25 protein-coding genes are annotated in these 25,618 nt (G+C 74.1%); 9 read left to right on the forward strand and 16 right to left on the reverse strand.

From position 1 onward, the window contains the following. The first annotated feature begins 10 nt into the window (after nt 1-10). The 4 genes from flhA (at nt 11) to O2W15_RS03170 (ending at nt 6,264) form a co-directional block, all read left to right on the forward strand. Nucleotides 11-2,056, forward strand: coding sequence for a flagellar biosynthesis protein FlhA (gene flhA, locus O2W15_RS03155; RefSeq protein WP_269178332.1), 2,046 nt, complete (start codon nt 11-13; stop codon nt 2,054-2,056). Between the two features lie 70 nt (nt 2,057-2,126). Then, nucleotides 2,127-4,958, forward strand: a complete 2,832-nt coding sequence (locus O2W15_RS03160; protein ID WP_269178333.1) for a hypothetical protein — start codon at nt 2,127-2,129, stop codon at nt 4,956-4,958. After that, complete coding sequence (locus O2W15_RS03165; RefSeq protein ID WP_269178334.1) at nt 4,955-5,191, forward strand: hypothetical protein; 237 nt, start codon at nt 4,955-4,957, stop codon at nt 5,189-5,191. Before O2W15_RS03160 ends, O2W15_RS03165 begins: the two co-directional genes overlap by 4 nt. 152 nt (nt 5,192-5,343) lie before the next feature. Next, nucleotides 5,344-6,264, forward strand: coding sequence for a hypothetical protein (locus O2W15_RS03170; RefSeq protein WP_269178335.1), 921 nt, complete (start codon nt 5,344-5,346; stop codon nt 6,262-6,264). Nucleotides 6,265-6,355: 91 nt separating this feature from the next. Here the strand turns inward: O2W15_RS03170 and O2W15_RS03175 are convergent, their stop codons facing one another. The 6 genes from O2W15_RS03175 to O2W15_RS03200 all read right to left on the reverse strand — a co-directional run bounded on the left by O2W15_RS03175 (nt 6,356) and on the right by O2W15_RS03200 (nt 11,958). Continuing rightward, a complete protein-coding gene (locus O2W15_RS03175) occupies nt 6,356-7,651 on the reverse strand; it encodes a PhoH family protein (protein ID WP_269161636.1) in 1,296 nt (431 codons plus the stop codon). A 234-nt stretch (nt 7,652-7,885) separates the two neighbouring features. Then, nucleotides 7,886-8,710 carry an ABC transporter permease gene (locus O2W15_RS03180; RefSeq protein WP_269161635.1) on the reverse strand — a complete coding sequence of 275 codons (825 nt, stop codon included), beginning with the start codon at nt 8,708-8,710 and terminating at the stop codon, nt 7,886-7,888. After that, on the reverse strand, nt 8,707-9,702 hold the full coding sequence (locus O2W15_RS03185; protein ID WP_269178336.1) for an ATP-binding cassette domain-containing protein: 996 nt from the start codon (nt 9,700-9,702) through the stop codon (nt 8,707-8,709). Before O2W15_RS03185 ends, O2W15_RS03180 begins: the two co-directional genes overlap by 4 nt. Before the next feature lie 43 nt (nt 9,703-9,745). Beyond that, the gene (locus O2W15_RS03190; protein ID WP_269161633.1) at nt 9,746-9,931 is read right to left on the reverse strand and encodes a hypothetical protein; all 186 of its coding nucleotides are present in this window, start codon (nt 9,929-9,931) and stop codon (nt 9,746-9,748) included. A gap of 5 nt (nt 9,932-9,936) precedes the next feature. Further along, entirely contained in the window at nt 9,937-11,154 is a 1,218-nt protein-coding gene (locus O2W15_RS03195) for a DUF885 domain-containing protein (protein ID WP_269178337.1), read from the reverse strand. 24 nt (nt 11,155-11,178) lie between these two features. Continuing rightward, nucleotides 11,179-11,958, reverse strand: coding sequence for an isoprenyl transferase (locus O2W15_RS03200; RefSeq protein WP_269161631.1), 780 nt, complete (start codon nt 11,956-11,958; stop codon nt 11,179-11,181). A 125-nt stretch (nt 11,959-12,083) separates the two neighbouring features. On the opposite strand from O2W15_RS03200, the gene trhA reads away from it, so the two are divergent. Further along, on the forward strand, nt 12,084-12,905 hold the full coding sequence (gene trhA, locus O2W15_RS03205; protein WP_269161630.1) for a PAQR family membrane homeostasis protein TrhA: 822 nt from the start codon (nt 12,084-12,086) through the stop codon (nt 12,903-12,905). A gap of 13 nt (nt 12,906-12,918) precedes the next feature. On the opposite strand, the gene O2W15_RS03210 is transcribed toward trhA, so the two are convergent. The 4 genes from O2W15_RS03210 to O2W15_RS03225 all read right to left on the reverse strand — a co-directional run bounded on the left by O2W15_RS03210 (nt 12,919) and on the right by O2W15_RS03225 (nt 16,272). Further along, nucleotides 12,919-13,962, reverse strand: coding sequence for an HAAS signaling domain-containing protein (locus tag O2W15_RS03210; RefSeq protein WP_269178338.1), 1,044 nt, complete (start codon nt 13,960-13,962; stop codon nt 12,919-12,921). Continuing rightward, nucleotides 13,959-14,294: a PadR family transcriptional regulator gene (locus O2W15_RS03215; protein WP_269161628.1), complete on the reverse strand. Its 336-nt coding sequence runs from the start codon at nt 14,292-14,294 to the stop codon at nt 13,959-13,961. The genes O2W15_RS03210 and O2W15_RS03215 overlap by 4 nt, the downstream gene beginning before the upstream one ends. A 106-nt stretch (nt 14,295-14,400) precedes the next feature. Next, nucleotides 14,401-15,651, reverse strand: coding sequence for a geranylgeranyl reductase family protein (locus O2W15_RS03220; protein WP_269161627.1), 1,251 nt, complete (start codon nt 15,649-15,651; stop codon nt 14,401-14,403). 42 nt (nt 15,652-15,693) lie between these two features. Next, the gene (locus O2W15_RS03225) at nt 15,694-16,272 is read right to left on the reverse strand and encodes a hypothetical protein (protein WP_269178339.1); all 579 of its coding nucleotides are present in this window, start codon (nt 16,270-16,272) and stop codon (nt 15,694-15,696) included. Nucleotides 16,273-16,793: 521 nt separating this feature from the next. Between O2W15_RS03225 and O2W15_RS03230 the strand changes: the two genes are divergently transcribed. Further along, nucleotides 16,794-17,561, forward strand: a complete 768-nt coding sequence (locus O2W15_RS03230) for a transglycosylase domain-containing protein (protein WP_269178340.1) — start codon at nt 16,794-16,796, stop codon at nt 17,559-17,561. A 106-nt stretch (nt 17,562-17,667) separates the two neighbouring features. After that, nucleotides 17,668-18,219: an AMIN-like domain-containing (lipo)protein gene (locus O2W15_RS03235; protein WP_269161624.1), complete on the forward strand. Its 552-nt coding sequence runs from the start codon at nt 17,668-17,670 to the stop codon at nt 18,217-18,219. A gap of 24 nt (nt 18,220-18,243) precedes the next feature. Here the strand turns inward: O2W15_RS03235 and O2W15_RS03240 are convergent, their stop codons facing one another. The 3 genes from O2W15_RS03240 to mca all read right to left on the reverse strand — a co-directional run bounded on the left by O2W15_RS03240 (nt 18,244) and on the right by mca (nt 20,066). Next, nucleotides 18,244-18,759 carry a phosphate-starvation-inducible PsiE family protein gene (locus O2W15_RS03240; RefSeq protein ID WP_269178341.1) on the reverse strand — a complete coding sequence of 172 codons (516 nt, stop codon included), beginning with the start codon at nt 18,757-18,759 and terminating at the stop codon, nt 18,244-18,246. Nucleotides 18,760-18,846: 87 nt separating this feature from the next. Then, nucleotides 18,847-19,182 carry a hypothetical protein gene (locus tag O2W15_RS03245; protein WP_269178342.1) on the reverse strand — a complete coding sequence of 112 codons (336 nt, stop codon included), beginning with the start codon at nt 19,180-19,182 and terminating at the stop codon, nt 18,847-18,849. Further along, nucleotides 19,179-20,066: a mycothiol conjugate amidase Mca gene (gene mca, locus O2W15_RS03250; protein ID WP_164700049.1), complete on the reverse strand. Its 888-nt coding sequence runs from the start codon at nt 20,064-20,066 to the stop codon at nt 19,179-19,181. Before mca ends, O2W15_RS03245 begins: the two co-directional genes overlap by 4 nt. 300 nt (nt 20,067-20,366) lie before the next feature. On the opposite strand from mca, the gene greA reads away from it, so the two are divergent. After that, nucleotides 20,367-20,873, forward strand: coding sequence for a transcription elongation factor GreA (gene greA / locus O2W15_RS03255; RefSeq protein ID WP_269161621.1), 507 nt, complete (start codon nt 20,367-20,369; stop codon nt 20,871-20,873). A gap of 30 nt (nt 20,874-20,903) precedes the next feature. Next, nucleotides 20,904-21,266, forward strand: a complete 363-nt coding sequence (locus tag O2W15_RS03260) for an RNHCP domain-containing protein (protein ID WP_231558541.1) — start codon at nt 20,904-20,906, stop codon at nt 21,264-21,266. A 196-nt stretch (nt 21,267-21,462) separates the two neighbouring features. On the opposite strand, the gene O2W15_RS03265 is transcribed toward O2W15_RS03260, so the two are convergent. From O2W15_RS03265 to O2W15_RS03275, 3 genes are all read right to left on the reverse strand, one after another. Further along, a complete protein-coding gene (locus O2W15_RS03265; protein ID WP_269178343.1) occupies nt 21,463-23,544 on the reverse strand; it encodes a M3 family metallopeptidase in 2,082 nt (693 codons plus the stop codon). A 105-nt stretch (nt 23,545-23,649) separates the two neighbouring features. Next, nucleotides 23,650-24,456, reverse strand: coding sequence for an ABC transporter permease (locus O2W15_RS03270; protein ID WP_269161619.1), 807 nt, complete (start codon nt 24,454-24,456; stop codon nt 23,650-23,652). Next, nucleotides 24,453-25,454 carry an ATP-binding cassette domain-containing protein gene (locus O2W15_RS03275; RefSeq protein ID WP_269178344.1) on the reverse strand — a complete coding sequence of 334 codons (1,002 nt, stop codon included), beginning with the start codon at nt 25,452-25,454 and terminating at the stop codon, nt 24,453-24,455. The genes O2W15_RS03270 and O2W15_RS03275 overlap by 4 nt, the downstream gene beginning before the upstream one ends. Nucleotides 25,455-25,618 lie beyond the last annotated feature (164 nt).

Raw genomic sequence — 25,618 nt, forward strand, 5'->3', positions numbered from 1 at the left:
ACGAGGTCTCGTGGGAAAGCTGACGAAGGCCGCCGTCCCCATCGGGGTCGTCTCGATCGTCCTGATGCTCGTGGTGCCGCTGCCGGCCCCCGTGCTGGACCTGCTCCTGGCACTGAACATCGTCGGGTCGCTGCTGATCCTGCTGGTGTCGATGAACATCAGGCGGCCGCTGGACTTCGCGATCTTCCCGTCCCTGGTGCTGATCGCGACGCTGATGCGCCTGGCGCTCAACGTCTCCTCGACCCGGCTGGTCCTCACCGACGGTTACGCCGGCAAGGTCATCGAGGCCTTCGGGCACTTCGTGATCGGTGGCTCGCTGATCGTCGGCCTGGTCATCTTCGTGATCCTCACGATCATCCAGTTCGTCGTCATCACCAACGGTGCCGGCCGCGTCGCCGAGGTCGGCGCCCGCTTCACCCTCGACGCGATGCCCGGCAAGCAGATGGCCATCGACGCCGACCTGAACGCCGGCCTGATCAACGAGAAGCAGGCCCGCAAGCGGCGCATGGAGGTCACCTCCGAGGCCGACTTCTACGGCTCGATGGACGGCGCCAGCAAGTTCGTCAAGGGCGACGCCATCGCCGCCATCATCGTCACGCTGATCAACCTGATCGGCGGCTTCGCGATCGGCGTGCTGCAGCGCGGCATGGCCCCGGGCGAGGCCGTCACCACCTACTCGCTGCTGTCGGTCGGCGACGGCCTGGTCTCCCAGATCCCGGCGCTGCTGATCTCCACCGCCACCGGCCTGATCGTCACCCGCTCGGCCTCCCAGGGCGACATGGGCTCGGACCTGATCAGCCAGCTCAGCCGCGCCAAGCAGCCGGTGCGCATCGCCGGCCTCGCCTCCCTGGCCCTGTGCCTGATCCCCGGCCTGCCCAAGCTGCCGTTCCTGCTGATCGGCGGCCTGGTCCTGTTCATCTCCACCCGGCTCACCGACCGGGTCGACGAGGACGACGACGAGGGCACGCCCGCGGACGCCGTCGCCGCCGAGCCGCAGCCGGACTCCCCCGAGGCGATCGCCGACCGGATGCGGGTGGACCCGCTGGAGCTGGAGGTCGCCTTCGACCTGGTCGAGCTGGTGGACACCGCCCGCGGCGGCGACCTCCTCGACCGCGTCAAGGCGCTGCGCCGCAAGGTCGCCATGGAGACCGGGCTGGTCATCCCGCTGGTCCGCACCCGGGACAACCTGGACCTGCCCGCCTCGCAGTACGTGATCTGGCTCAACGGCGTCCCCGCGGCCAAGGGCACGTCCCCGGCCGGCACGGTCCTCGCCATCGGTGACCACCTCGACGGGCTGCCGGGCAAGGCGACCCGGGAGCCGGTCTTCGGGCTGGCCGCCAAGTGGGTGCCCGCCGAGCTGCAGCGGCAGGCCGAGATGGCCGGCGCGACCGTCGTCGACCGCTCCTCGGTCATCACCACCCACCTGGCCGAGGTCGTCCGGCAGAACGCCTCGGCGCTGCTGGGCCGGGAGGACGTCAAGGTGCTGGTCGAGATGATCCGCCGCTCGCACCCGGCCGTCGCCGACGAGCTCACCCCGGCGCTGCTCAGCCTCGGCGAGGTGCAGCGGGTGCTGCAGGCCCTGCTGGACGAGGGGGTGTCGATCCGCGACCTGGTGCGCATCTTCGAGGCCCTCTCCCTGCGGGCCAAGGTCTCCACCGACCTCGACGGCCTGGTCGAGGCGGCCCGCGCCGCCCTCGGCGCGGCCATCAGCCACCCGTACGTGACCGAGGAGGAGCGACTGCACGTCATCACCCTCGAGCCGTCGTTCGAGCAGCGGCTCCTGGAGGCCGTGCGCCCCACCGAGGGCGGCCAGGTGCTCGCCCTGGACGGGCACACCGTCGACGTCCTCGTCCGCGGCTGCACCGAGCTCCTCGACGACGCAGAGCGCCTGAACCTCTCCCCCGTGCTCGTCTGCTCACCGCAGGTGCGAGCCGCACTGTCCCGCCTGGTCCGCCAGGTCCTGCCCCGCCTGTCGGTCATCTCGTACAACGAGGTGTCCCGCACGGCACAGATCGAGTCGCTGGGAGTGGTGAGCGGTGCCGTCGCGATCCGTTGAGGCAGCCACGCGTGACGAGGCCATCGCGGCCGCGCGTGCAGAGTTCGGGGCCTCGGCCCGAGTGGTCGGGGTGCGCCGCATCCGTTCCGGCGGCATGTTCGGCTTCTTCACCAACGAGCGGTTCATCGCCGAGGTCGAGGTGCCCGCGGCCGGGCCGGCCACCGGGCCGAGCACCGGTTCGGCCGCCGTGCTGAAGGACCCGGCCGCCCCCGCACGCCCGGCCGGGCCGTCGATGGACGACCGGATGAAGGAGCTCGCCGACCTGCTGGGGGCAGCGGCCCAGGGCAGCCCGGCCGTGGACCTCTACGGCCGTTCCGGCTCGGTGCGGACCGCGCCCGAGCCGACCGCAGCTGCGGCGCCGTCGACCGAACGGTCGGCCCCCTCCTCGACGAGCTCTCCCTCGGCCGCCCGGTCCACGGCGCGGCCGGCGCGTGCGGCGACCGCCGCCGCGAGCCCGGCGGCGGCCAAGCCGTTCACCCCCAGCAAGCACACGCTGATGCTCGCGCCGGAGGACCTGGCGCCGGGGCCCGCCCCGGCGCCGGTCGCCGAGCAGCCCTCGGGCCCCTCGCCGTTCGCCGCGGCGCTCACCCGGATGGTCGCCTCGAGCCCCGTGCAGGCGGCGGCCGACGCCGCTGTCGAGGACGCTGCCGTGGCCGCTGCTGCGGAGCTGGCTGCGGCCGAGGCGGCCGCAGCCCAGACGGCAGCGGTCGAGGCAGCCGCGGCAGAGGCCGCACGGCTGGCCACGGCGCGCATCGAGGCGGCTGCCGCCGAGGCCGCCCGGGTGCAGGCCGAGGCTGCGCGGGTCGAGGCAGCGCGGGTCGAGGCAGCGCGGGTCGAGGCAGCGCGGGTCGAGGCAGCGCGGGTCGCGGCTGCTCGCATCCAGGCGGAGGCCGAGGCTGCCGCGGCCGCCGAGGCCGCCCGCATCCAGGCCGAAGCCGACGCAGCCGCCGAGGCCGCACGGGTCCAGGCCGAGGCCGATGCTGCCGCCGAGGCCGCACGGATCCAGGCCGAGGCCGCTGCCGCCGCCGAGGCCGCCCGCATCCAGGCCGAAGCCGACGCAGCCGCCGAGGCCGCACGGGTCCAGGCCGAGGCCGATGCTGCCGCCGAGGCCGCACGGATCCAGGCCGAGGCGGCTGCAGCCCTCGAGGCGGCCCGGGTCCAGGCTGCTGCCGAGGCCGTCGCTGCTGCGGAGGCCGCCCGCCTCCGGGCCGAGGCCGCTGCCGCCGCCGAGGCCGCCCGCCGTCAGGCCGAGGCCGCCGTCGAGGCGGCCCGGATCGACGCCGCCCGCACGGAGCTCGCCCGCCTCGAGGCGGCGACCCCGGCCCTGTCGATGGTCGAGTCCGTCCGGAGTGCGGACGAGGAGCTGGCCGACCTGCTCGAGGAGGTCCTGGCCGCCAACGGCTCCGGTCGCGGCCGGCACCGCTCCCCCGAGGCGGGTGCCGACCGCACCGCCGCCGAGGCCGCCCAGGACGGTGACGCCGCGCTCGCGGCCGCGTCGGCGATCATCGAGGCCGCTGCCTCGCGCGCCTGGCCGGCCCCGGCGGTCACCGAGGACCGGGTGCGCGACGTCCCGCAGCCGTGGGCCTACCAGACCACCGCCGCCGAGCCCAACGCCTACGACACCGGCGCCTACCGGACCGACGCCCACACCAGCTACGCCAGCGATGCCCGGGTCGCACAGCGTGCGGCGCAGTTCGCGGCCGCCCAGAACCTCGTCGTGGACGCCGTCGTCGTCGACGAGTCCCCGGCCGAGGAGGTCCGCATCATGGAGTCACCATCGACCGACCAGCGGGAGCGGTTCGCCGTCCCGGTGGCCATGTCGCCGGTCATGTCCCCGGTCATGTCCCCGGTCATGTCCCCGGTCATGGCGCCCGCCATGGCGCGGACCGCGAGCGACCCGGCTCCGCTGCCGCTGGACGCCACCACCGTCCTGCCGCCGCTGTCGCTGATGCCGCCGGGGCACTTCGGCGGTGGACAGCAGCCGCTGCTGGCCTCCCGTCCCGGAGTCCCGCCGGTCCGCCGGTCGCGCCCGCCGGTGCCGGCGAGCACCCGCCCCGCGCTGTCCGGCCGTCCGCAGGCCTCGACCCGCCCGACCCCCCTCCCGGTGGCGCCCCGTCCGGCCGCCGCGCTGCCGGCCGCCGACGAACCCGGCGGCCGCCTCGCAACCGTGACCCGGCTGGTCCCCGCACCGTCGTCGACGGCGCTGGCCCCCTACCCGATGAGCGGGCCCGAGGAGCTGGTCATCCGGCTGCTGACCCTCGGGCTGCCCGACTCGCTCCTGGGGCCGGACTTCACCAGTGACGCGGCCGCCCGCGGCGTGTACGCGGCGCTGACCCGGACCCTGTCCGAGCGGCTGCCCGCAGCTCCGCCGGCGCCGACGGAGCCGGGCGACGTGCTGATGCTGGTCGGCCCCGGCGCCGAGACCTTCGCCGCCGCCCGGTCGCTGGCCTCCTCGCTGCGGCTGGAGCCCGAGGCCGTGCTGTGGGCCGCCTCCGGTGCGCTCGCCGGCCTGGCCCCGGAGTCCAGCCGGATCACCTCGCTGGAGACCGCCCTGGCACGCCGCCGGACCAGCGCGGCGACCGGCGCGGTCACCGTCGTCGCCGTGGACGCCCCGCTGCGCACGTCCGGCGGGCCGTGGATGGAGCACATGCTCCAGGTCTGGTCGCCGTCGGCGGTCTGGGCGGTCATGGACGCCACCCGCAAGCCCGAGGACCTCGTCCCGTGGCTGGACGGGCTGCCCCGCCTGGACGCCGTCGTCGTCGAGGACACCGACTCGACCGCCGACCCGGCTGCCGCGCTGAACCACGTCCCGGTGCCGGTGGCCATGGTCGACGGCACCCGGGCCACCGCCCACCGCTGGGCCTCGCTGCTGTGTGAGCGGCTGGAGGAGATGGAGGCGTGATCAGCCCGTTCCGCTGGGACGTCGTGGTGACCGGCTTCGTGCTGGCCATCCCGGTGTTCCTGCTGGGACTGCGCGGTGACTTCACCGTGGACGACGTCACCACCCGCCTGCTGTGGTGCCTCGGCGCCGGCTGGGTCGCCGTCGGCCTGCTGCGCTGGGCCAGCACCCCTCCGCCACCGGCCCGCCACGCCCGGCCGAGCCCGGCCCCGGCGGACGAGCCCGCCCCCTCCTGACGCCCGGCCTGCACTCTCGCGCAGTTGCGCTCGGATGTCCGCTGCTGCAACGGCGCCGTGGCGCGGCTTCCGGCGCAAGAGCGATGTCAGTCCTCGTCCACAAGTTGACCGCCACCCCTCCCTGGAGCGGCGGAAACGGCCAGGCTGGCTGGATGACCGACCCGTTGCCTTCTGGGGTGCTGCTGCGCGCATCGGCGGTGCGCCAGGGCTTCGACGACGGCGAGCTGGCGCGCCTGGTCCGCTCCGAGCAGCTCGACCGCATGCAGCGCGGGGCGTACATCGACCCGCACGCTGATCCAGCTGCTCGCGCCCGAGCGGTCATCATCGCGACCGTGGCGGGGCTCCGACTGCCGGGAGCCGTCAGCCACGGCTCGGCAGCATTCCTGCACGGGTTGCCCACGTGGCGGGTCGGCTCGGCCCGCGTGCACGTGACCCGCACTCCCCCCGCGTCCGGAGCCAGCAGCAGGCGGGTGCACCTGCACGTCGCCCGGCTGGACGCCGAGGAGACCACCGTGGTGGACGGCGTGCTCACGACCGACGTCACCCGGACCGTCGTCGACCTCGCCCGGACGCTGACGTTCGAGTCAGCGGTCGTCACGGCCGACGCCGCGCTCGCATTCGGCTCCACCACCGCCGCGCAGCTCAGGGTGGTGCTGCAACGGATGGGCTCCGTGCCCGGAACGCGTCGGGCGGCTCGGGTGATCGCCTTCGCCGACGCGCGCAGCGAGAGCGTCGGTGAGAGCCGGAGCAGGGTGCTGCTCGCTCGGTCGGGCCTGACCCCTCCGGAGCTGCAGGTCGAGGTGCGCCGGCGCGACGGGTCCCTGGTCGGGCGCAGCGACTTCGGCTGGGCCGCCTCGCGCACGCTCGGGGAGTTCGACGGTCGGATCAAGTACGGACGGCTGCTCCGCCCCGGCGAGTCAGCCGGCGACGCGGTCTACCGGGAGAAGCTGCGCGAGGACGAGATGCGCGATCTCGGGTGGGAGGTGGCCCGCTGGACGTGGCCCGAGATCGACGAGGCCGGGGTCGTGGCGGCGCGGCTGCGGCGAGCGTTCACCCGGGGGAACCGCCGCTGACCCCGCTCTTGCGCCGTTGTCCACGCTCTCGCGCTGGTGCAGGTGCGCGAGAGCGACAGGAACGGCGCAAGAGCGGGGGTCAGGCGGCCCCTCAGAGGGGGAGGTCTTCCAGCATCTCGGTCACCAGGGCGGCGATGGGCGAGCGCTCCGAGCGGGTCAGGGTCACGTGGGCGAAGAGCGGGTGGCCCTTGAGGCGGTCGATCACCGCGGTCACGCCGTCGTGCCGGCCGACCCGGAGGTTGTCCCGCTGCGCCACGTCGTGGGTGAGGACGACGCGGGAGTTGGTGCCCAGCCGGGAGAGCACGGTGAGCAGCACACCGCGCTCCAGCGACTGCGCCTCGTCGACGATCACGAACGAGTCGTGCAACGAGCGGCCGCGGATGTGGGTCAGCGGCAGCACCTCGATCAGCCCGCGGGCCACGATCTCCTGGACGACGTCGCCGGAGACCAGGGCCCCCAGCGTGTCGAAGACCGCCTGGGCCCAGGGCGCCATCTTCTCGCCCTCGCTGCCCGGCAGGTAGCCGAGCTCCTGCCCGCCGACGGCGTACAGCGGCCGGAAGATGACCACCTTCTTGTGCGCCCGCCGCTCCATCACCGACTCCAGCCCCGCGCACAGCGCCAGCGCCGACTTGCCGGTGCCGGCCCGGCCGCCCATCGAGACGATGCCGATCTCCGGGTCGAGCAGCAGGTCGAGAGCGACCCGCTGCTCGGCGGAGCGCCCGTGCAGCCCGAAGGCGTCCCGGTCGCCGCGGACCAGCCGCACCTGCTTGTCCGGGGTCACCCGGCCCAGCGCGGACCCGCGGCCGGAGAGCATGACCAGCCCGGTGTGGGTGGGCAGCTCCGCGGCGGCCTCCAGGTACACCGTGCCGGCGTCGTACAGCGCCTGCACGTCGGACTCCTCGACCGCCAGCTCGGCCATCCCGGTCCAGCCGGTGTCGACCGCCCCCAGCCCGCGGTACTCCTCGGTGTCCAGCCCCACGGCGGCGGCCTTGACCCGGAGCGGGACGTCCTTCGTCACCAGGCAGACGTCCCGGCCCTCGCTGCGCAGGTTGAGCGCGACGACCATGATCCGGCTGTCGTTGCTGTCGTTGCGGAACCCGGGCGGCAGCACCGACGGGTCGCTGTGGTTCAGCTCGACGTGCAGCGATCCGCCCTGGTCGCCGACCGGCAGCGGGGCGTCCAGCCGGCCGTGCTGCACCCGCAGGTCGTCGAGCATCCGCAGGGTCTGCCGGGCGAACCAGCCGAGGTCGGGGTGGTCGCGCTTGTCCTCGAGCTCACCGATGACGACGAGCGGCACGACGACGTCGTGTTCGTCGAAGCGCAACAGGGCGCCCGGGTCGGAGAGGAGCACGGAGGTGTCGAGGACGTAGGTACGGCGAGTGCTCACGAGTCGGCTCCCGTGGAGCGACACCCTGATGACAAGGCGCGCCCCGGCTCGAAGGTGGCCGGGCCCCGGCGCTGGGGCCAGGACGCGGCCCCTCTGGTGGATGAACTGCCTCGCACCAACCGGGCCTCCCGTGGAGGGCGAGGTGAGCTCGTCCTCCACCGCCGACGCTAGGCCCCGGTACCGACGAAAGCACCCCCCCGACACGCCATCGGGTGACCCGTGGTGCGCCGTTCGTCAGCTGGACTCCTGCCGGAAACGTCGGACGCCGAACCACCAGCCCGCCACGCCCATGGCGACGGTGAGCCCAGCACCCCACCACGCGGTGCTGCTGCCGTAGTCGCCGTCGAAGAAGGCACGGGTGCCCTCGACCACGTGCTTGAGCGGGTTGACGTCGCTGATCGCCTGCAGCCAGCCGGGGGCCAGCGACATCGGCAGCAGGATGCCCGACAGCAGCAGCACCGGCAGGACGACGGCGTTGAGCAGCGGCGCGAAGGCGTCCTCGCTCTTCAGCGTCAGCGCGAGCGCGTAGGAGACCGAGGCGAACGCGGCACCCAGCAGCGCGATGACCACCAGGGTCAGCAGCACCCCGGCCACCGGTGCGCGCAGCCCGAGCGGGATGGCCACCAGCACGAGCAGCGTGCCCTGCACCAGCAGGACGACGACGTCGCGCAGCACCCGCCCCAGCAACAGCGCCGTGCGGCTGGCCGGGGTGACCCGCTGGCTCTCGATGACCCCGGCCCGGTACTCCGCGATCAGCCCGAACCCGACGAACAGCGCACCGAAGATGCCCAGCTGGACGAGGATCCCGGGCACGAACACCTGGTAGGCGTTGCCCGCGCCGAGCTGGACGGCGTCGGAGGTCAGCAGCGGGCCGAAGAGGGTGATGTACAGGATCGGCTGCATCAGGCTGATCACCAGCCAGGCCGGGTTGCGCAGCGACATCCGCATCGCCCGGGCGAAGACGGTGTAGGTGTCCCGGACCAGGTTGCTGGTCGCGGTGGCACTGGTCGTGGTGGTCGCGGGCGGCGTGGCCTCCGGCGGGGTCGCGACCGTGCTCATCGGGCTGCCTCCAGCGACTCGGTGGGGACGGCGGGCGGCGCCCCGGTCTCCCGCAGCGACCGGCCGGTGAGGCCGAGGAACACGTCGTCCAGGCTGGGCCGGCGGCTCTCGATGCCGGCCACGGCGATGCCGGCGGCGTCCAGCTCACGGACGAGCGCGACCAGCGCGGCACCCCCGTTCGGGGCGCGGCCGACCACCCGGGTGCCGTCGACCTGGGGCGCCTCCGCCCCGGGCAGTGCGGCCATCAGGGCGGCGACCTGCCCGGCGGCGTCCGCGTGCTCGGCGGTGACGGTCAGGACGTCGCCGCCGACGTCGGACTTGAGCTGGTCGGGGGTGCCGGCGGCGACGATGCGGCCGGAGTCGATGACCAGGATCCGGTCGCACAGCGCGTCCGCCTCGTCGAGGTAGTGCGTGGTCAGGAAGACCGTCGTCCCGCGCTCGGCGCGCAGGCCGCGGATGTGCTGCCACAGGTTCGCCCGGGCCTGCGGGTCGAGCCCGGTGGTCGGCTCGTCGAGGAAGACCAGGCCCGGGACGTGCACCAGGCCCAGCGCGATGTCCAGCCGACGGCGCTGGCCGCCGGACATGGCCTTCGGCTGACGCTCCCAGAGGCCGTCGAGGTCGAGCTCACGGAACAGCTGCTTGCCGCGGGCGGTCGCCTCCTCGGTGCTGATCCCGTAGAGCCGGGCGTGGTCGACGACCTCCTCCCCGGCCCGGGCCTCGGGCGCGGTCGAGCCGCTCTGCGAGACGTAGCCGATCCGGCGGCGCACCCCGACCGGGTCGGCGATCAGGTCGCAGCCGGCCACGGTGGCGGTGCCGGCGGTGGGCTCCAGCAGGGTGGTCAGCATCCGCAGCGTGGTGGTCTTGCCCGCGCCGTTGGGACCCAGGAAGCCGACGATCTCCCCGGCCTCGACGTCGAGGTCCACGCCGGCGACGGCGTGGACCTCCTGCTTCTGCTTCCGGAAGGTGCGGGCGAGCCCGCGGGCGTGGATCACGCCGGGGATCCTCCACCGGCGCACCGACAGGAGTCGACCGGGTTCAGCTCTCGGTGGACGACCGGCGCGGCCGGAGCACGACGAGCGCCCAGGCCGCCGGGACCAGCAGCACCGGCCACTGCAGCGACACGTCGCCCAGCCACAGCAGTCCGGCCAGCAGGAACAGCGCCAGCCAGCCCGCCGTCCACAGCCCCAGGGCCTGCCGCTCCTCCGTCGTCCCGCTCGCCACGACGGTCAGGCGCCGGCCAGCTCGGCGGTGACGACCGCCGGCGTCAGCGGCTCGTCCAGCAGCCGCAGGAACCGGTCGGCGACGGGCTGCCCGGCCGGCCGGGCGGCCAGCCACGCGGAGAGCAGGTCGAAGCCCTCGACGTAGGTGGAGATGTAGGCCCGCCACAGCGGGTCGGTGAGGAAGCGCAGCTGCTGGACGGCACGGTCGTGGCTCACCAGACCCCAGCGCTGGAGGTGGGCGATCACCACGTCGGGGTCGGCGCCGCGGTCGTGCAGCAGGATGGCGGCGTCCTGGCGCACCCGGTTCAGCGGTGCGGCCGCGGCGGCGACCCGCTCGGCCAGGTGCCCGTCGAAGCGCAGGCCCAGGTCACCGAGCACGTCGGCGGCCCAGGGCCCCCACCCGGCGCCGATCGACGCCTCGACGCCCAGGTCGGCCAGCCCCTCGGCCATCAGGCACTCGGGGGTGTTGACCAGGAACACGGTGTGCTCCAGGTGCTGGTCGCGCTCGACCAGCCCGCGCTCCTTGCGGCAGTGCTCGGTGTGGTGCCCAGGGTAGGACTCGTGCGCGACCAGGTGCGGCAGCTGCGCGAGCCGGTGCGGCAGGTCGGCGTTGATCGCGACCCGGGAGCGGTAGTCGCCCTCGTAGTAGTTGAACCCCGACCACGGCTTGTCGGTGACCACCTCGTAGCGCACCGTCTCGGCCTCGGGCAGGCCGTACTGGCCGCGCACCCGGTCGCGCAGTGCGGAGGAGAGCGCGTGCACCGCCTCCTCCAGCCGCGAGGGCGGGCACTCCTCCCGCCGCCGGTGCACCGCGTATCGCTCCGCCAGCGTCCCGCTGCCGGGCAGCAGCTGCTCGAGCTCGGCGTGCGCGGCGGCGTACTCGGCCGGGTCGCCGAGGGCGACCGACACCTGGAAGTAGGCCTCGACCTCGGCGATGAAGCCGACCGGCTCACCGCCCAGCTTGCGGGCGGAGCACTCCAGTCCGGTGAGCTGACCGCGCAGGTAGGCGGTCCGGTCGGCCGGCAGGGCGGCGGAGTCGAGCTCGCCCAGCAGCGCCCGGGCCTGGTCGCGCAGCTGGTGCGGCTGCGGCGCCGGCTCGTCGGCGACCTGGGCCCGCAGCCGCGGCTCGCCGGTGTAGGCGTCGACGAAGCCGGGCTCGATCCGGTCGAAGCGCAGCCCCAGCCGCACGTACTCCAGGGGGACGTCGACCGCGCCGGCTGCCATGCCGCGAGTCTGTCAGCCGGGGTCTCAGCCGCCGAAGCGGCGGTGCCGGGCGGCGTAGGCGCGCAGCGCCCGCAGGAAGTCGACCCGGCGGAACTCCGGCCAGTAGACGTCGGTGAAGTAGAACTCCGAGTGGGCCGTCTGCCAGGTCAGGAACCCGGAGAGCCGCTGCTCGCCGCTGGTGCGGATGACGAGGTCCGGGTCGGGCTGCCCACGGGTGTAGAGGTGCTCGGCGATGTGGTCGGCGTCGAGCACCTCGATCAGGTCCGGCAGCGTCGTCCCCCGCTGGACGTGCTCGGCCAGCAGCGACCGGACGGCGTCGGCGATCTCCCGGCGTCCGCCGTAGCCGACCGCCAGGTTCACCGTCGCCCCCGGCCGCTCCCGGGTGTCGCGCTCGGCCCGGGTCAGCACGGCGACGGTCTCCGCCGGCAGCAGCTCCAGTGCGCCCACCGCCCGCAGGTGCCACCGCCGGTCCGGACCGGCCAGGTCGCAGGCGACGCCCTCGATGATCCGGAGCAGCGGGGTGAGCTCGGGGGCCGGCCGGCTCAGGTTGTCGGTCGACAGCAGGAAGAGGGTGACCACCTCGACGCCGGCCTCGTCGCACCAGGAGAGCAGGTCGGCGATCTTGTCCGCGCCGCGGCGGTGCCCCTCGCTGACGTCCTCCAGGCCGATGGCCCGGGCCCAGCGCCGGTTCCCGTCGATGATCACGCCGACGTGCCGTGGGGTGTCGGCGCCCACCAGGCCGCGGGCCAGCCGGCGCTCGTAGACGACGGTGAGCGCGTCCCGGACCCTCGCGCGCACCCCCACGCCCTCACCCTAGGTGCCGCCTCCCCGTGCGGCCGGACCGCGCGCCGGACCGGGCCGGCGCGTTCCCAGGGAGATCACACCCGGCCCGGGATGACGCGTCACCCCCTGCTCCGTAGCCTCGGCTCATGAGCGTCTCCTCAGACCACGAGGACCACGCCCGGGTCACCGCTGACGGCGCTGAGATCGAGGCGCCGGCCGGCGAGGCGGTGGCCGCCGTCCATGCGGAGGGCGAACGGGTCGAGTCCGTCGAGCGCCAGGGCGAGTGGCCACTGGCGGAAGACGGCGAGCACGACCACCCCGACACCCGCCCCCGGATGCGGGGCTGGCTGCACCTCTTCGCGTTCTTCGGGTCGGTCATCGCCGGGGCGGTGCTCATCCCGCTGGCCGCCGTGCAGGGCGCGCGCGCCGGGTGGTCGGTGGCGTTGTACTGCGTCACAATCCTCGGGCTCTTCGGGGTCAGCGCCCTCTACCACCGCCGACGCTGGTCACCGCGCGGCTGGCAGCTGATGAAGCGCGCCGACCACTCGATGATCTTCGTGTTCATCGCCGGCACGTACACGCCGTTCGCGCTGCTCGCCGTCCCCGAACCGACCGGCCGGTGGCTGCTCGCCCTCGTCTGGGCCGGTGCCGTGCTGGGCGTGGCGCTGAAGGTGGCCTGGCCGCACGCACCCCGCTGGCTGGGGGTGCCGATCTACCTGGCCCTGGGCTGGGCAGCGGTGTTCGTGCTGGTCGACATCCTGCAACTGGCCGGCGTCACCGCACTGGTGCTGCTGTGCGTCGGCGGACTGCTCTACAGCGTCGGGGCGATCGCCTACGCCAGCAAGCGGCCCAACCCCTGGCCGGGCACCTTCGGCTACCACGAGGTGTTCCACGCGCTGACGATCGTGGCCGCCCTCTGCCACTACATCGCCATCTACTTCGTGATCTACCGCTCCCCACTCGCCTGAGCCGGTCGGCCGCTCAGGGCGTCGGCGGCGCGCCCGGATCGGTCAGGGGGGTCTCCCCCGGCACGGCCGGCGCCGGCGCCGGCTCCGCTTCCGGCGTGACGCCGGTGCTGGGGGCGACGCCGGTGCTGGGGGCGACGTCGGTGCTGGGGGCGATGCTCGGCAGCGGCATCGGGACGGCGGTCTCCTCGCCGTACTGGTCCCAGCTCAGCACCTGTCGCTGCTGCGGGTAGGCGTTCCCCGGCTGCAGCGGTGCGTCCGGCACCGTCTCGACCTGCTCGCCGTCGACCGTCACGTCGGCGAGCCCGTCGATCGGGCGCCCGTCCTGGTCGTAGAGCAGGACGCCGGTCAGCGGTTCCCCGGTCGAGGAGAACGGCAGGATGTTGGTGATCGGTGTGCCGTCCTCGTGCACCAGGTGGTCCGGCTGCGCGTCCTCGACGTACACCTGCTCGGCGGTGGCGACGCCGGGTCCGTCGGCCAGGCCGACGAGGGCGACGAGCGTCAGCAGCCCCAGCCCGGCGTTGACCAGCGCGGCGCGGCGCCCCGGCTCCCGCCCCTCCGCCCGGGCCTGCAGGCCGAGCCGCACCGACCAGGCGATCGCGGCACCGGTGACCAGCAGGCCGACCGGGCCGAGCCCGAGGGTGGGCACCGGGAAGGACGTGCCCCCGACGAACACCACGTCCACCGCGGTCACCGCCGCCCAGGCCCGCACCACCCACCAGGCCGGCCGCAGCTCGGGGAGGAACGCCTCGACCTGCCGCACCGGCGCCCACGACCGGAGCCGGGCGACCAGCTCGGTCAGGCCGACCTGCTCGTCCTCGGCCGCCGGCGCAGCCGGCAACCCGGCGGCGGTCCGCAGCTCGTCGGCGTAGTGGCGGGGCGAGCCCAGCCGGAACTCCAGCGGCGCATCGCCGTCCGCGGCCACCTCCGCCAGGTGGTCCTCGAGGTCCTCCAACAGCTCTTCGTACCGGTCGGCCGGGACGTCGGTCAGCGCAGCGCGCACCGCCGCCGCGTACTCCGCCACCTCGGCCTGCCGGCCCACACTCGTCGCGCCGGTCATGCCGCCACCTCCCGGTCGGTCGTCAGCAGGGCCGCCATCGTGTCGGCGAAGCCCTGCCAGGTCTTGGTCGCGATCTCCAGCTGTGCCCGCCCGGAGACGTTGAGCCCGTAGTACTTGCGGTGCGGCCCCTCGGCCGAGGGGACGACGTAGCTGGTCAGGTGGCCCGCGGCGTACAGCCGCCGCAGCGTGCCGTAGACCGAGGCGTCGCCGACCTCCTCCAGCCCCCCGGCGCGCAGCCGCCGGACGACGTCGTAGCCGTAGCCGTCCTCACCATCGAGCACCGCGAGGACGGCGAGGTCCAGCACCCCCTTGAGCAGTTGCGTGGTGTCCATCGGGGTCCTCCGGCTCGTCGGTGTGGAACGCACAGTACTGCGCATCACGCAGTAGCCGGCACCCGGCGGTCCGGCGCGTCGTGCACGAGCCTGCGCAGGGAGCAGCTCAGGCGAACGGCGGGCGGTGGTCCAGCCGCACCGAGAGCCGGCCGGCCCGGCGCCAGGCGCGGGCGACGACGTCCCGGTCGGTGTCGGTCACCAGGTTGCCCATGACCCGCAGGGCGACGGTCATCAGCACCCGCGACCGCATGCCCACCGGGCCGGCGGCCGGCAGGAACCGGGGCACGGTGAGCAGCCCGGCCAGCCGGCGGGCGATGGAGAACGCCTCGCCGTAGTGCCGGCGCAGCGTCGTGGGCCAGGCCTGCGACCAGTCGTCGTCGTCGAACAGGTCGACCACGCTGCGGCCGGTCTCCAGCCCGTAGTCGATGCCCTCGCCGTTGAGCGGGTTGACGCAGCCCGCGGCGTCCCCGACCAGCGCCCAGTTGCGCCCGGCCACGCCGGAGACCGCACCGCCCATCGGCAGCAGCGCACTGGCCGGGGCCTGCACGGCGCCGTCGATCTGCCACTCCGCGCGCCGCTGGTCGGTGTAGAGCTCCAGCAGGCTGCGCAGCCGCACCTCGGCCGGACGGCGCTCGGTCGCCAGCGTGCCGACCCCGACGTTGACCTCACCGCGCTCGGCACCCAGCGGGAACACCCAGCCGTAGCCGGACAGCAGCTCCCCCTCGGCCCCGCGCAGCTCCAGGTGCGAGCTGATCCACTCGTCGTCGCTGCGACCGGAGCGCACGTAGCCGCGTGCGGCCACCCCGTAGACGGTGTCGCGGTGCCACTCCCGGCCGAGCACCCGGCCCAGCGGCGAGCGGACGCCGTCGGCCACCACGAGCCGGCGGCAGCGGACCGTCGTCGTCGACCCGTCGGGACGGCGGAACACCACCGCGGCCACCCGGTCGCCGTCCCGCTCGACGTCCACCGCGCGGGCACCCTCCAGCGGGGTGGCGCCCGAGTCCAGGGCCACCGAGCGGATCCGAGCGTCCAGCTCCGTGCGGGGGACGGCGCCGCCGTGGTCGGGCAGCGCGCCACCGGGCCAGGGCAGCAGCAGCTCCTGGCCGAAGCCGGCCGCCCGGAGCCCTCGGTTGCGGCCGTGCGAGCGCACCCAGTCACCGAGCCCCAGCCGGTCGAGCTCGGCGATGGCCCGGGGGGTCAGGCCGTCACCGCAGGTCTTGTCGCGGGGGAAGACGGCGGCGTCGGCGAGGACGACGTCGGCGCCGCCGCGCGCGGCCCAGGCGGCCGCAGCCGCCCCGGCGGGACCGGCCCCCACCACGAGCACGTCGGTGGCGGTGGGCTCAGCGGTGTCGGGCACGGCACCCAGTGTCCCCTGGTCCCCGCACGGGCCGCGGCCCTCCTACCGGGGACCCCGCGCGCGCACCTCCTCCACGGCGGCCATGGCCTGCCGCAGCTCGGCCAGCCAGTCGTCGGCGTGCTGGCCGACCAGGCGCACGGCCCAGACCAGCGCCTCGGACCGGGACCGGGCCACGCCGGCGTCGACCAGGGTGTCCAGCACCAGACGCTCGGGCTGGCGCAGTCGGGTCATCACCGGGACCGAGAGCGTGGTGAACAGCTCCCGGACGTCGCCGCAGGTCGCACCCCAGGCGACCGAGCGGCCGTAGCGTTCCTGGGCGGCATCGGCGATCGCCATCCGCTGGCCGCGGGTCTGCTCCCGGAAGCGGGCGATCCGCCCCGCGCGGGCGGCCGCCGGGTCGCCCTCACCCACCTCGGGCTCGGGGACCGACCCCACGACGGTGATCTCGTCCCGGTCGACGACCAGCTCGACCGGGCCGGTGAACCACTCGTCGGGGAGCCGGCCGGCGAACCAGCCGGCGACCTCGGCGCGTTCGACCGGCGGTGGGGCGTCCGCGGCGCGGCCACGGGCACGCCCGCGACCGGGGAAGCCCTCGGGTGGGAAACGGTGGTGTGCGTGCACGGTTCCTCCTCGATTCAAGCCAACACGAACACCGTAATCGTGTAATCACCTCGTCGGCCGCCTCGGCGCTGCGCTGAGAGCGGACACGCTGCGCTCGCTCGCGCGCCCCGCCCGGGAGCGCGCGGTGGGCCGGGGGCCACGACCGCCGCACGTACGATGACGGCTCGCTGTCAGCACCTGGAGCTCCACCCATGGCCCACGTCCCGCCGGATCGCCGGCCGACCGCGCGGTTCCGCCGCCCGGCCGACGGGCCACCGCCGGACCCCGCGTACCCGCCCGGCCCGCCGTTCGACCAGTTCCCATTTGCCCACGACGGCCGGTACGGCCCGCCGCCGGGCGCTGCGGACCGGTACCCGCCCGCAGCGGCGGACGAGCCGTCCCGCCCGCGGCGGTCCTGGCGGCGCGATCGTCCCGCCGCCGGGCGACCGCCGACTCCGGAGCAGCCCCGGCGCCGGTGGCGGCGGGACCGGTCCCCGGGACGACGCCGCGGCGTCCTCCGGAGGATCGGTCGACTGCTCGCCGTGGTGTTCGTCGTCCAGGCCCTGGTGATGGTCGCGCTGCGGTGGGTGGACCCGCCCACGACGGCGTTCATGGCCGCCAACCCGGCCGGCTCGATCCAGCAGTCCGTGCCGGTCGAGCACGTCTCCCGGAACTTCCTCGCCGCGGTCATCGCCCACGAGGACGCCCCGCTCCCCTACCGCTCGGGCGCCTTCGAGTGGGATGTGCTGTTCTCCCGCGCGCAGGCCCACCTGCGCGGCGAGGACGACCCGTCCGGCTCGACCATCCCGCAGCAGGTGGCCAAGAACCTGTTCCTCAACCAGGAGCTGAGCGCCTGGCGCAAGGCGGTGGAGGCCGGCCTGGCCGCGGAGCTGGCCCTGGTCGTCGACGACCGGCGGATGCTCGAGCTCTACGTCAACCACGCCCAGTTCGGCCCCACGCTGTACGGCGTCTGCACGGCCAGCTGGTACTACTTCGACACGCCGCCGGACACCCTGTACCCCGAGCAGGCGATCCAGCTGGCCGGCCTGCTCCCCTCCCCCGGGCACGTCCGCCGCGCCCCGGGTGGTGGGCTCGACTTCGAGGTCGAGGACGGCTTGGGCTGGCTGTCCCGCTCGCACGTGGTCAACGCGCAGAACCGGCTGCCCCGCCACCTCGACCGGCTGGGGTTCCAGCCGGTCGAGGACGTCGGCATCACCGGGCTGGCCGCCGACGAGCCTGACTCCGGCGACGACTGCAGCGAGCGCCCTCAGGAGGTCGCCGACCTGATCGCCGCGGAGGGCACCGCCTGACGGGCGGCGTCACAAGATCGTCATGTTCCCCCGCCGCCGGATGGGATACAGATCCTGGGACGACGTCGAGGAGGTGGCCGTGAACCGGAACGGAACGAGCCCACGCATGTTGGTCGTGGTGCTGCTCAGCACCCTCGGGCTGCTGGGCGGCGCACTGCCGGCCCAGGCGGCCAGCGACCCGTACTGCGGCATCCGCTGGGGATCGCTGCTGGAGAGCCAGCCGCCCGCCAGCCCGTGGGGCACGATCACCGACGTCCGCACCGGGCAGCACCCGTGCTTCGACCGGCTGGTCGTCGACCTGCAGGGTGCCGACGGGTCGGCCGGCTACTTCGTCCGGTACGTCGATCAGGTGGGCGCCCAGGGCTCCGGGGCGCCGGTGCCCGTCCGGGGCGGCGCGGTGCTGCAGGTGGTCGTCCAGGCTCCCGCGTTCGACGACACCTACGAGTCGACGTACCAGCCCGCCGACCGCACCGAGGTCGTGGACGTCACCGGCGCGCGCACGCTGCGCCAGGTCGCCTGGGGCGGCTCCTTCGAGGGGCAGACGACGCTGGCCGTCGGCACCCGGGCCCGGCTGCCCTTCCGGGTGTTCGTGCTCGCCGGTGCGCCGGGACAGCCCGACGGCGCTCGCGTCGTGGTGGACGTCGCCCACCGCTGGTGAGGCCCGCGGGGCTGATCCGACCGATCAGCCCGGTGGCGGCGCGTCACCCTCGTCGGGCTCGCGCTCCTTCAGCCGCAGCAGCCAGGCCGTGCAGCCGAGCAGGACGACCAGCACGCCGAGGACGCCGATCTCGGTCATCCGGTCGTCGAACTGCGCCCCCTTGCCCAGGACCCCCGCCGCCTCGACCGACAGCACGACGATCTCCTTGATCGAGGCGATGATCCCGACCAGCAGGAAGGGCTCGGCCACCAGCTCGCGGCGCTCCACGGTGATCCGCACCGCGAACAGCAGCTCGACGATGATGAAGACGAGCAACAGCACGTCGAGCAGCTCGAGCACCGGGGCCTGGGAGAGGTCGCCGACCATCCCCCACGTCGTCTTCCCGGCCACGACGAGCAGCACGAGCGCGCTGACCACCAGGAACAGCGCGATCCCTGCGTAGACGACGTTCTCGCCCACCTCGAGCGCACGGGTGCCGAATCGGCCGAGCCCGGGTCGTTCCTGCCGTCCGGGGTCCCGCCGGGCCTGCTGGGTCGCCATCGGGAGATCATCGCCGACCGCGCCCCCTCGCGCGCCAGACGCCGGCGAGCGTCCCTCGCCCGGGTCAGTCCCCGTGCCGGCGATCGGTCAGCCGGCGGCGGGCCGCCCACCCGGAGTGCCGCCGTCCTGCGGACGACGTGGCGGCTCGATGGCCAGCGGCGCCCGGCGCAGCGTGTCCAGCAGCTCGGCCCCCGGCTCCCGGGCCGGGACGTCGACCATCAGCTCGGCCGGGCTGTCCGGGACCTGGTCGGCCGGGTCGAAGCTGCGCGGCACCTTCTTGAGGTGCCGGCCCATCGACCGGCCCAGCCACAGCACCGCGATCAGCAGCACGACGATGAGCAACAGCCCGAACGGACCGCCCTTGCCGACGTCCTCCGGCACCGGCTGCTGTTGGACGGCGAGCAGGGTGAGTGCAGTGGTCACGAGACACGCTCCGAGGTGCGGACGCCGGCGAACAGGTCGTCCTCCGGGACAGGGACATCGACCAGCGACCGCGCCAGCTCGTAGTCCTCGGTCGGCCAGGTGCGGGTCTGCAGGTCCAGCGGGACCGAGAACCAGCGGCCGGTGGGGTCGATCTGGGTGGCGTGGGCGATCAGGGCGGCGTCCCGCACCGGGAAGTACTCGGCGCAGGGCACCCGGGTGGTCACCCGGTGGGAGATGTCGTTGGCCGGGTCCCACTTCGCCAGCCACTCGGTGTACGGCGACTCGGCCCCCTCGGCCAGCATCGCCTCGTGCAGCGCCTTCGTCCGGGGCAGCGTGAAGCCCATGTGGTAGTAGAGCTTGCTCGGCTGCCAGGGCTCCCCGAGGTCGGGGTAGCGGTCCGGGTCACCGGCTGCCTCGAAGGCGTGCACCGAGATGTCGTGGGTCTTGATGTGGTCGGGGTGCGGGTAGCCGCCCCGCTCGTCGTAGGTGAGCACCACCTGCGGCCGGAACCGCCGGATGAGCTCGACCAGGGGCGCGGCGGCCTCCTCGACCGGCACCAGGGCGAAGCAGCCCTCCGGGAGCGGCGGCAGCGGATCACCCTCGGGCAGCCCGGAGTCGACGAAGCCGAGGAACTCCTGCTCGACACCGAGGACCTCCCGGGCCCGGGCCATCTCCTCGCTGCGGATCTCGGCCATCCGCTCCCACACCTCGGGGCGGTCCATCGCCGGGTTCAACACCGACCCGCGCTCCCCGCCGGTGCAGGTCGCCACCATCACGCGGGCGCCCTCGGCGACGTACTTGGCCATGGTCGCGGCGCCCTTGCTCGACTCGTCGTCGGGGTGGGCGTGCACCGCGAGCAGGCGCAACTGGTCCGGTTCGGTCACGTGTGCTGCTCCTCGCTCCGCTCGTCGAACCCGTGCCCGACGGTGCCCTGCTCCGTGCGCGACACGCACGCCCGGTCGCAGGCACCATTGTCCCCCCGGCCGACGGGTCGTGGCACGCACCCCGGCGACTCCTGGTGTGCCCCGCGCCACTCCGGCGGGCTCCGAGGTCGGAGAGCCGTCCCGGCCGGATCCGTTCCGTAGACGGCTGCACGGGGCCGCGCTCCGGTGTTACGTTGCTCGGATTGACCACCGGTGACCTGCGAGCGCAGCGGGTCGCGACGACGAGCACCGGGAGCAACTGTGGCCACCCCCACTGACGAGCAGGACCAGGGCGTCTGGCTGACGCAGGAGGCCCACGACCGGCTGCGAGCCGAGCTCGAGCAGCTGGTGGCGAGCCGACCGGCGATGGCCAAGGAGATCAACGACCGCCGCGAGGAGGGTGACCTCAAGGAGAACGGCGGCTACCACGCGGCCCGCGAGGAGCAGGGCAAGGCGGAGGGCCGGATCCGGCAGCTCACCGACCTGCTGCGCAAGGCCCGGGTCGGCCAGCCGCCCACGACGGCGACCAACGCCGCCGTCGGCACGGTCATCACCATCGCCTTCGACGGCGACGAGGACGACACCGACAAGTTCCTGCTGGGCTCGCGGGAGATCGCCGGCACCACCGACCTGACCGTCTACTCCCCCGAGTCCGCGCTGGGTGCGGCGATCGTGGGCGCCGCGCCGGGCGCGACGGTCACCTACCAGGCACCCAACGGCAAGGACATCTCCGTGAAGGTCCTGGCCGTCGAGCCGTTCATCCCCTGACCTCACGGCCAGGGCAGTGAGGTCAGGGCAGTGACGAGCGCGATGGACGAGGCCGGCACGGTGGACGGCGGGCGGGCTCGTTCCCGACGGGCGGAGAACACCACCTTCGTCTGCGGGCACTGCCAGACCCTGGTGCCGGCGAACACCGACGGGCACTACCGCAACCACTGCCCGTGGTGCCTGTGGTCGTTGCACGTCGACGACCTGCCGGGCGACCGGGCCAGCGAGTGCCGGCAGCTGATGGAGCCCATCGGCTTGGTCGAGAAGTCGGGCAAGGGCTGGCAGGTGGTGCACCGCTGCACCGCCTGCGGCCACCGCCAGCCCAACCGCCTGGTCCGGGACGGCGCCGCCCCCGACGACCTCGACCTGGTGCTCGCCCTCCCCTGGCTCTGAACCGGCCGCCCCCTCCGCCGCTCTGCACGCTCTTCCTCTGCTCTGCACGTGCTGCAGCGCGGGCAGAGCAGACGGAAGGCGTGCAGAGCGGCGCCCGCCGCCTGACGGACGGGGCACGAGCCCGCCCGGCCGGGGGCGGTCAGCACGCAGAACGCCCCTGCGGACGTCGTCCGCGGGGGCGTTCTGCGTGTCGGGGTCAGGCGACGGGCGTCAGCCCCCGGCGGCGCAGCAGCGGCCCGGTGTCGGCGGCCCGGCCGCGGACGGCGGCGAAGGCGCCCAACGGGTCGACCGAGCCACCACGGGAGAGCAGCTCACCGCGGAAGACGTCGCCGTTCTCCCGGCGCAGCCCACCGTTCTCCTTGAACCACTCCACGGTGTCGGCGTCCAGCACCTCCGACCAGATGTAGGAGTAGTAGCCGGCCGAGTAGCCGCCGGCGAAGACGTGCTGGAAGTACGTCGTCCGGTACCGCGGCGGCACCAGGTCGAAGGCGACGCCGGCGTCGGCCAGCGCCTGGGCCTCGAAGGCCTGCGCGTCGGCGACCTCGGTGTCCGGCCCGATCCGATGCCAGGCCTGGTCGAGCAGCGTGGCCCCCAGGTACTCGACGGTCGCGAACCCCTCGCCCCACAGGGCCGCGGCCTCGAGCGAGTCGACCGTCTCCTGCGCCAGCGGCTCCCCGGTCTCGACGTGCTTCGCGTAGTGCGCCAGCACCTCCGGCCACAGCGCCCACATCTCGTTGACCTGGCTGGGGAACTCCACGAAGTCGCGCGGCACGCTGGTACCGCTGAACCGCGGGTAGGTGACCGCCGAGGAGAGCCCGTGCAGCGCGTGCCCGAACTCGTGGAAGAGCGTCGTCACCTCGTCCAGGGTCAGCAGCGTCGGCTGCCCGGCCGCGGCCCGGGTGACGTTGAGGCAGTTGAACACCACCGGGCGGGTGTCCAGCAGGCCGGACTGGCTGACGAACGAGCTCATCCAGGCCCCGCCGCGCTTGCCCTCCCGGGCGAAGAAGTCACCCAGGTAGAGCCCGATCGGCTGCTCGTCGGCGAAGACCTCCCAGACACGGACGTCGGGGTGGTAGCCCTGCAGGTCCGGACGCGGGGTGAAGGTGAGGCCGTAGAGCAGCTCGGCGGCGCGGAACACCCCGTCGACCAGCACCCGGTCCAGCTCGAACCACGGCCGTAGCGCGGCGCTGTCGACGGCGTAGCGCTCGGCCCGCACCCGCTCGGAGTAGAACGACCAGTCCCAGGCGGCCAGCTCGACCCCGTCGGCGGCGGCCACCTCGGCGAGCACCTCGGCCTCGGCCTTCGCGTTGGCCATCGCCGGCGGCACCAGCGCACCGAGCAGCTCGTCGACGGCGGCCGACGTACGGGCGGTCTGGTCGGCGGCGATCAGGTCGGCGTGGGTGTCGAAGCCCAGCAGCTGCGCCCGGACCGCGCGCAGGTGCGCCATCTCCACCGCGATCGGGCCGTTGTCGTGCTCCCCGGCCGAGGCCCGGGTCAGCGACGCCTCGTGCAGCCGGCGGCGCAGCTCCCGGTTGCGCAGCTTGGCCATGGCCGGCTGGCCGCTGGGCAGCACCAGGGTGAGCAGGTACCCGCCCTCGTGACCGCGCTCGGCGGCCGCACCGGCGGCGGCCTGGACCTCGGCCGGGCTCAACCCGTCCAGCTCGGCCTCGTCGGTGACCAGCACCGCCGCCGCCTCGGTGGCCACCACCAGGTTCTGCCCGAAGGTCGTGGACAGCTCGGACAGCCGCTGGTTGAGCTCGCGGAGCTGTTCCCGGCCGGCGTCGTCCAGCCCGGCCCCGGCGAGCACGAAGTCCAGGTGGTAGCGCTCGACCAGGCGGACCGCCTCCTCGTCGAGGCCGGCGTCGTCCCGCCCGGCGTGGACCGCGTCGATCCGGGCGAACAGCGCCGGGTCCAGGCGCAGCGCGTCGGAGTGCGCCGCCGACAGCGGGGCGACCTCCCGCTCGATCTCCCGCAACCGGTCGCTGGACATCGACGAGGACAGGTTCCAGAACACCGCCTCCGCCCGGCCGAGCAGCTGGCCGGAGCGCTCGAGGGCCACGACGGTGTTGTCGAACGTCGGCTCGGCCTGGTCGGCCAGCAGGACGGCGACCTCGGCCCGCTGCTCGGCCATCCCGGCCAGCAGCGCCTCCCGGCAGTGCTCCAGCGAGATGTCGGCGAACGGCGGCAGCTCGTAGGGCAGCGCCGACGGGGCGGCCAGCGGGTTGGACGCGGACAGGGGCGCGGAGTCCGGCGAGGGAGCCGGTGCAGTGGTGCTCATCCCGCTCATCTTCACCCCCACGCCCGGCCGGCCGTCACCTGGATCGGCCCCGCTGCAGGGTCCCGCCGCGAGCCTGCGAGTGGCGGGGGGCAGCGGGGTCCTTCATCAGCGGCTGGCGGTGCGCAGGTAGGCCCGGACCGCCAGCGGCACGAAGACCACCAGGATCGCGACGGTCCACAGCACCGTGTACAGCGCCGGGTTCTGCAGCGACCAGACGTCGGGGACCGGGGCCCCGGCGGGGACGTTGCCGAACAGCTCCCGGGCCGCCTGGACGACGGTGGAGACCGGGTTCCACTCGGCGAAGGCCCGCAGCGGCGCCGGGAAGCTCTCCAGCGGGACGAAGGCGTTGGAGGCGAAGGTCAACGGGAAGATCACGATGAAGCTCGCGTTGTTGACCACCTCCGGGGTGCGGACCAGCAGGCCGACCAGCGCCATCAGCCAGGAGATGGCGAACGCGAAGACCAGCAGCACCAGGAACCCGCCGATCGCCTCCCCGATCGAGGAGTTGATCCGCCAGCCCACGGCGAGCCCGGTCAGCGCCATCACCGTGATCGAGATGACGTTGAGCCCCAGGTCGGCGACGGTGCGGCCGATCAGCACCGCCGACCGCGACATCGGCAGCGACCGGAACCGGTCGATCAGCCCCTTCTGCAGGTCCTCCGCGATGCTCGCCCCGGTGACGGTGGAGCCGAAGACCACCGTCTGGGCGAAGATCCCCGGCAGCAGGAACTCGGCGTAGCTGATGCCCGGCGGCAGGTTGATGGCACCGCCGAAGATGTAGCGGAACAGCACCACGAACATGATCGGCGACAGGGTCGCGAAGACGATCAGGTCGGGGACCCGCTTGACCTTGATCAGGTTCCGCTTGGTGATGACGACGCTGTCGGAGACGGTCTCGGCCAGGGTGGTCATGACTGCGCTCCTGCGCTGACGGTGGCCGAGTCCTCGGCGTCGGTGGTGGTGTCGGCGTCCTCGGCGGAGCGCCCGGTGAGGGTCAGGAAGACGTCGTCCAGGTCGGGTCTGCGCAGGCCGATGTCGAGCACTTGCGCGCTGGTGCCGGCGAGCCGGCGCAGCGCCTCGGCCAGCGTGTCGGTCCCGCCGGTGACCGGCACCGACAGCCGCCGGGTCTGCCGGTCGGCGTGCAGCTCGCCGTGGGAGAGCGGGCGCAGGGCGTCGGTCACCACCGCGAGCTGCTCGACGGTGCCCACGGTGAGCTCCAGCCGCTCGCCGCCCACCTGGGCCTTCAGCTCGTCGGCGGTGCCCCGGGCGATCACCTTGCCGCGGTCGATGACCACCATCCGGTCGGCCAGCCGGTCGGCCTCCTCCAGGTACTGGGTGGTGAGCAGGATCGTCGTCCCGTCGCTGACCAGGTCGGCGATGAACTCCCACATGCCCAGCCGGCTGCGCGGGTCGAGCCCGGTCGTCGGCTCGTCGAGGAACAGCACCCGGGGCCGGGCGATGAGGGAGGCGGCGATGTCCAGCCGACGGCGCATGCCGCCGGAGTACGTCTTCGCCGGGCGGTTGGCCGCGTCGGACAGGTCGAAGCGCTCCAGCAGCTGGCCGGCGCGCGACCTGGCCTCCCGCTTGCCCAGGCGGTAGAGCCGCCCGACCATCTCCAGGTTCTCCGCACCCGTCAGGTACTCGTCGACCGCGGCGTACTGCCCGGTCAATCCGATCATGGCGCGCACCTGGTCGGCCTGGGTGCGCACGTCCAGCCCGGCCACCTCCGCCCGCCCCGCGTCGGGCTGCAGCAGCGTGCTCAGGATCCGGACGACGGTGGTCTTGCCGGCGCCGTTGGGCCCCAGCAGCCCGAGGACGGTCCCCTCGGACACGGTGAGGTCGACCCCACCGAGCGCGGTGTTCTCCCCGAAGCGCTTCACGAGCCCCTCGACGACGACGGCATCGGTCATGCCGCGCACGCTAGGCCCGCCCACCGACAGTTCTCACTGTCTTTTCCGGGCACCCGACGGGTCCGTTCCATGAACAACTCCTCCGACGACGCGTGGTCCGTCCGGCCGTCGCGGTGCGACGGCTCACCGGGTGCAGACCCGCCCCGCCCGGAGAAGTCATCGGT

The sequence above is a fragment of the Modestobacter sp. VKM Ac-2979 genome (assembly GCF_026967995.1).
In the GTDB taxonomy this organism is placed as follows: Bacteria; Actinomycetota; Actinomycetes; order Mycobacteriales; family Geodermatophilaceae; genus Modestobacter.

Coding starts and splice junctions, on each gene's coding strand:
- O2W15_RS03170 (WP_269178335.1), top strand. CDS start 5,344: ATGACCGACCCGTTGCCTTCTGGGGTGCTGCTGCGCGCATCGGCGGTG.
- O2W15_RS03180 (WP_269161635.1), bottom strand. CDS start 8,710: ATGAGCACGGTCGCGACCCCGCCGGAGGCCACGCCGCCCGCGACCACC.
- O2W15_RS03195 (WP_269178337.1), bottom strand. CDS start 11,154: ATGGCAGCCGGCGCGGTCGACGTCCCCCTGGAGTACGTGCGGCTGGGG.
- trhA (WP_269161630.1), top strand. CDS start 12,084: ATGAGCGTCTCCTCAGACCACGAGGACCACGCCCGGGTCACCGCTGAC.
- O2W15_RS03210 (WP_269178338.1), bottom strand. CDS start 13,962: ATGACCGGCGCGACGAGTGTGGGCCGGCAGGCCGAGGTGGCGGAGTAC.
- O2W15_RS03215 (WP_269161628.1), bottom strand. CDS start 14,294: ATGGACACCACGCAACTGCTCAAGGGGGTGCTGGACCTCGCCGTCCTC.
- O2W15_RS03235 (WP_269161624.1), top strand. CDS start 17,668: ATGTTGGTCGTGGTGCTGCTCAGCACCCTCGGGCTGCTGGGCGGCGCA.
- O2W15_RS03240 (WP_269178341.1), bottom strand. CDS start 18,759: ATGGCGACCCAGCAGGCCCGGCGGGACCCCGGACGGCAGGAACGACCC.
- O2W15_RS03265 (WP_269178343.1), bottom strand. CDS start 23,544: ATGAGCACCACTGCACCGGCTCCCTCGCCGGACTCCGCGCCCCTGTCC.
- O2W15_RS03270 (WP_269161619.1), bottom strand. CDS start 24,456: ATGACCACCCTGGCCGAGACCGTCTCCGACAGCGTCGTCATCACCAAG.
- O2W15_RS03275 (WP_269178344.1), bottom strand. CDS start 25,454: ATGACCGATGCCGTCGTCGTCGAGGGGCTCGTGAAGCGCTTCGGGGAG.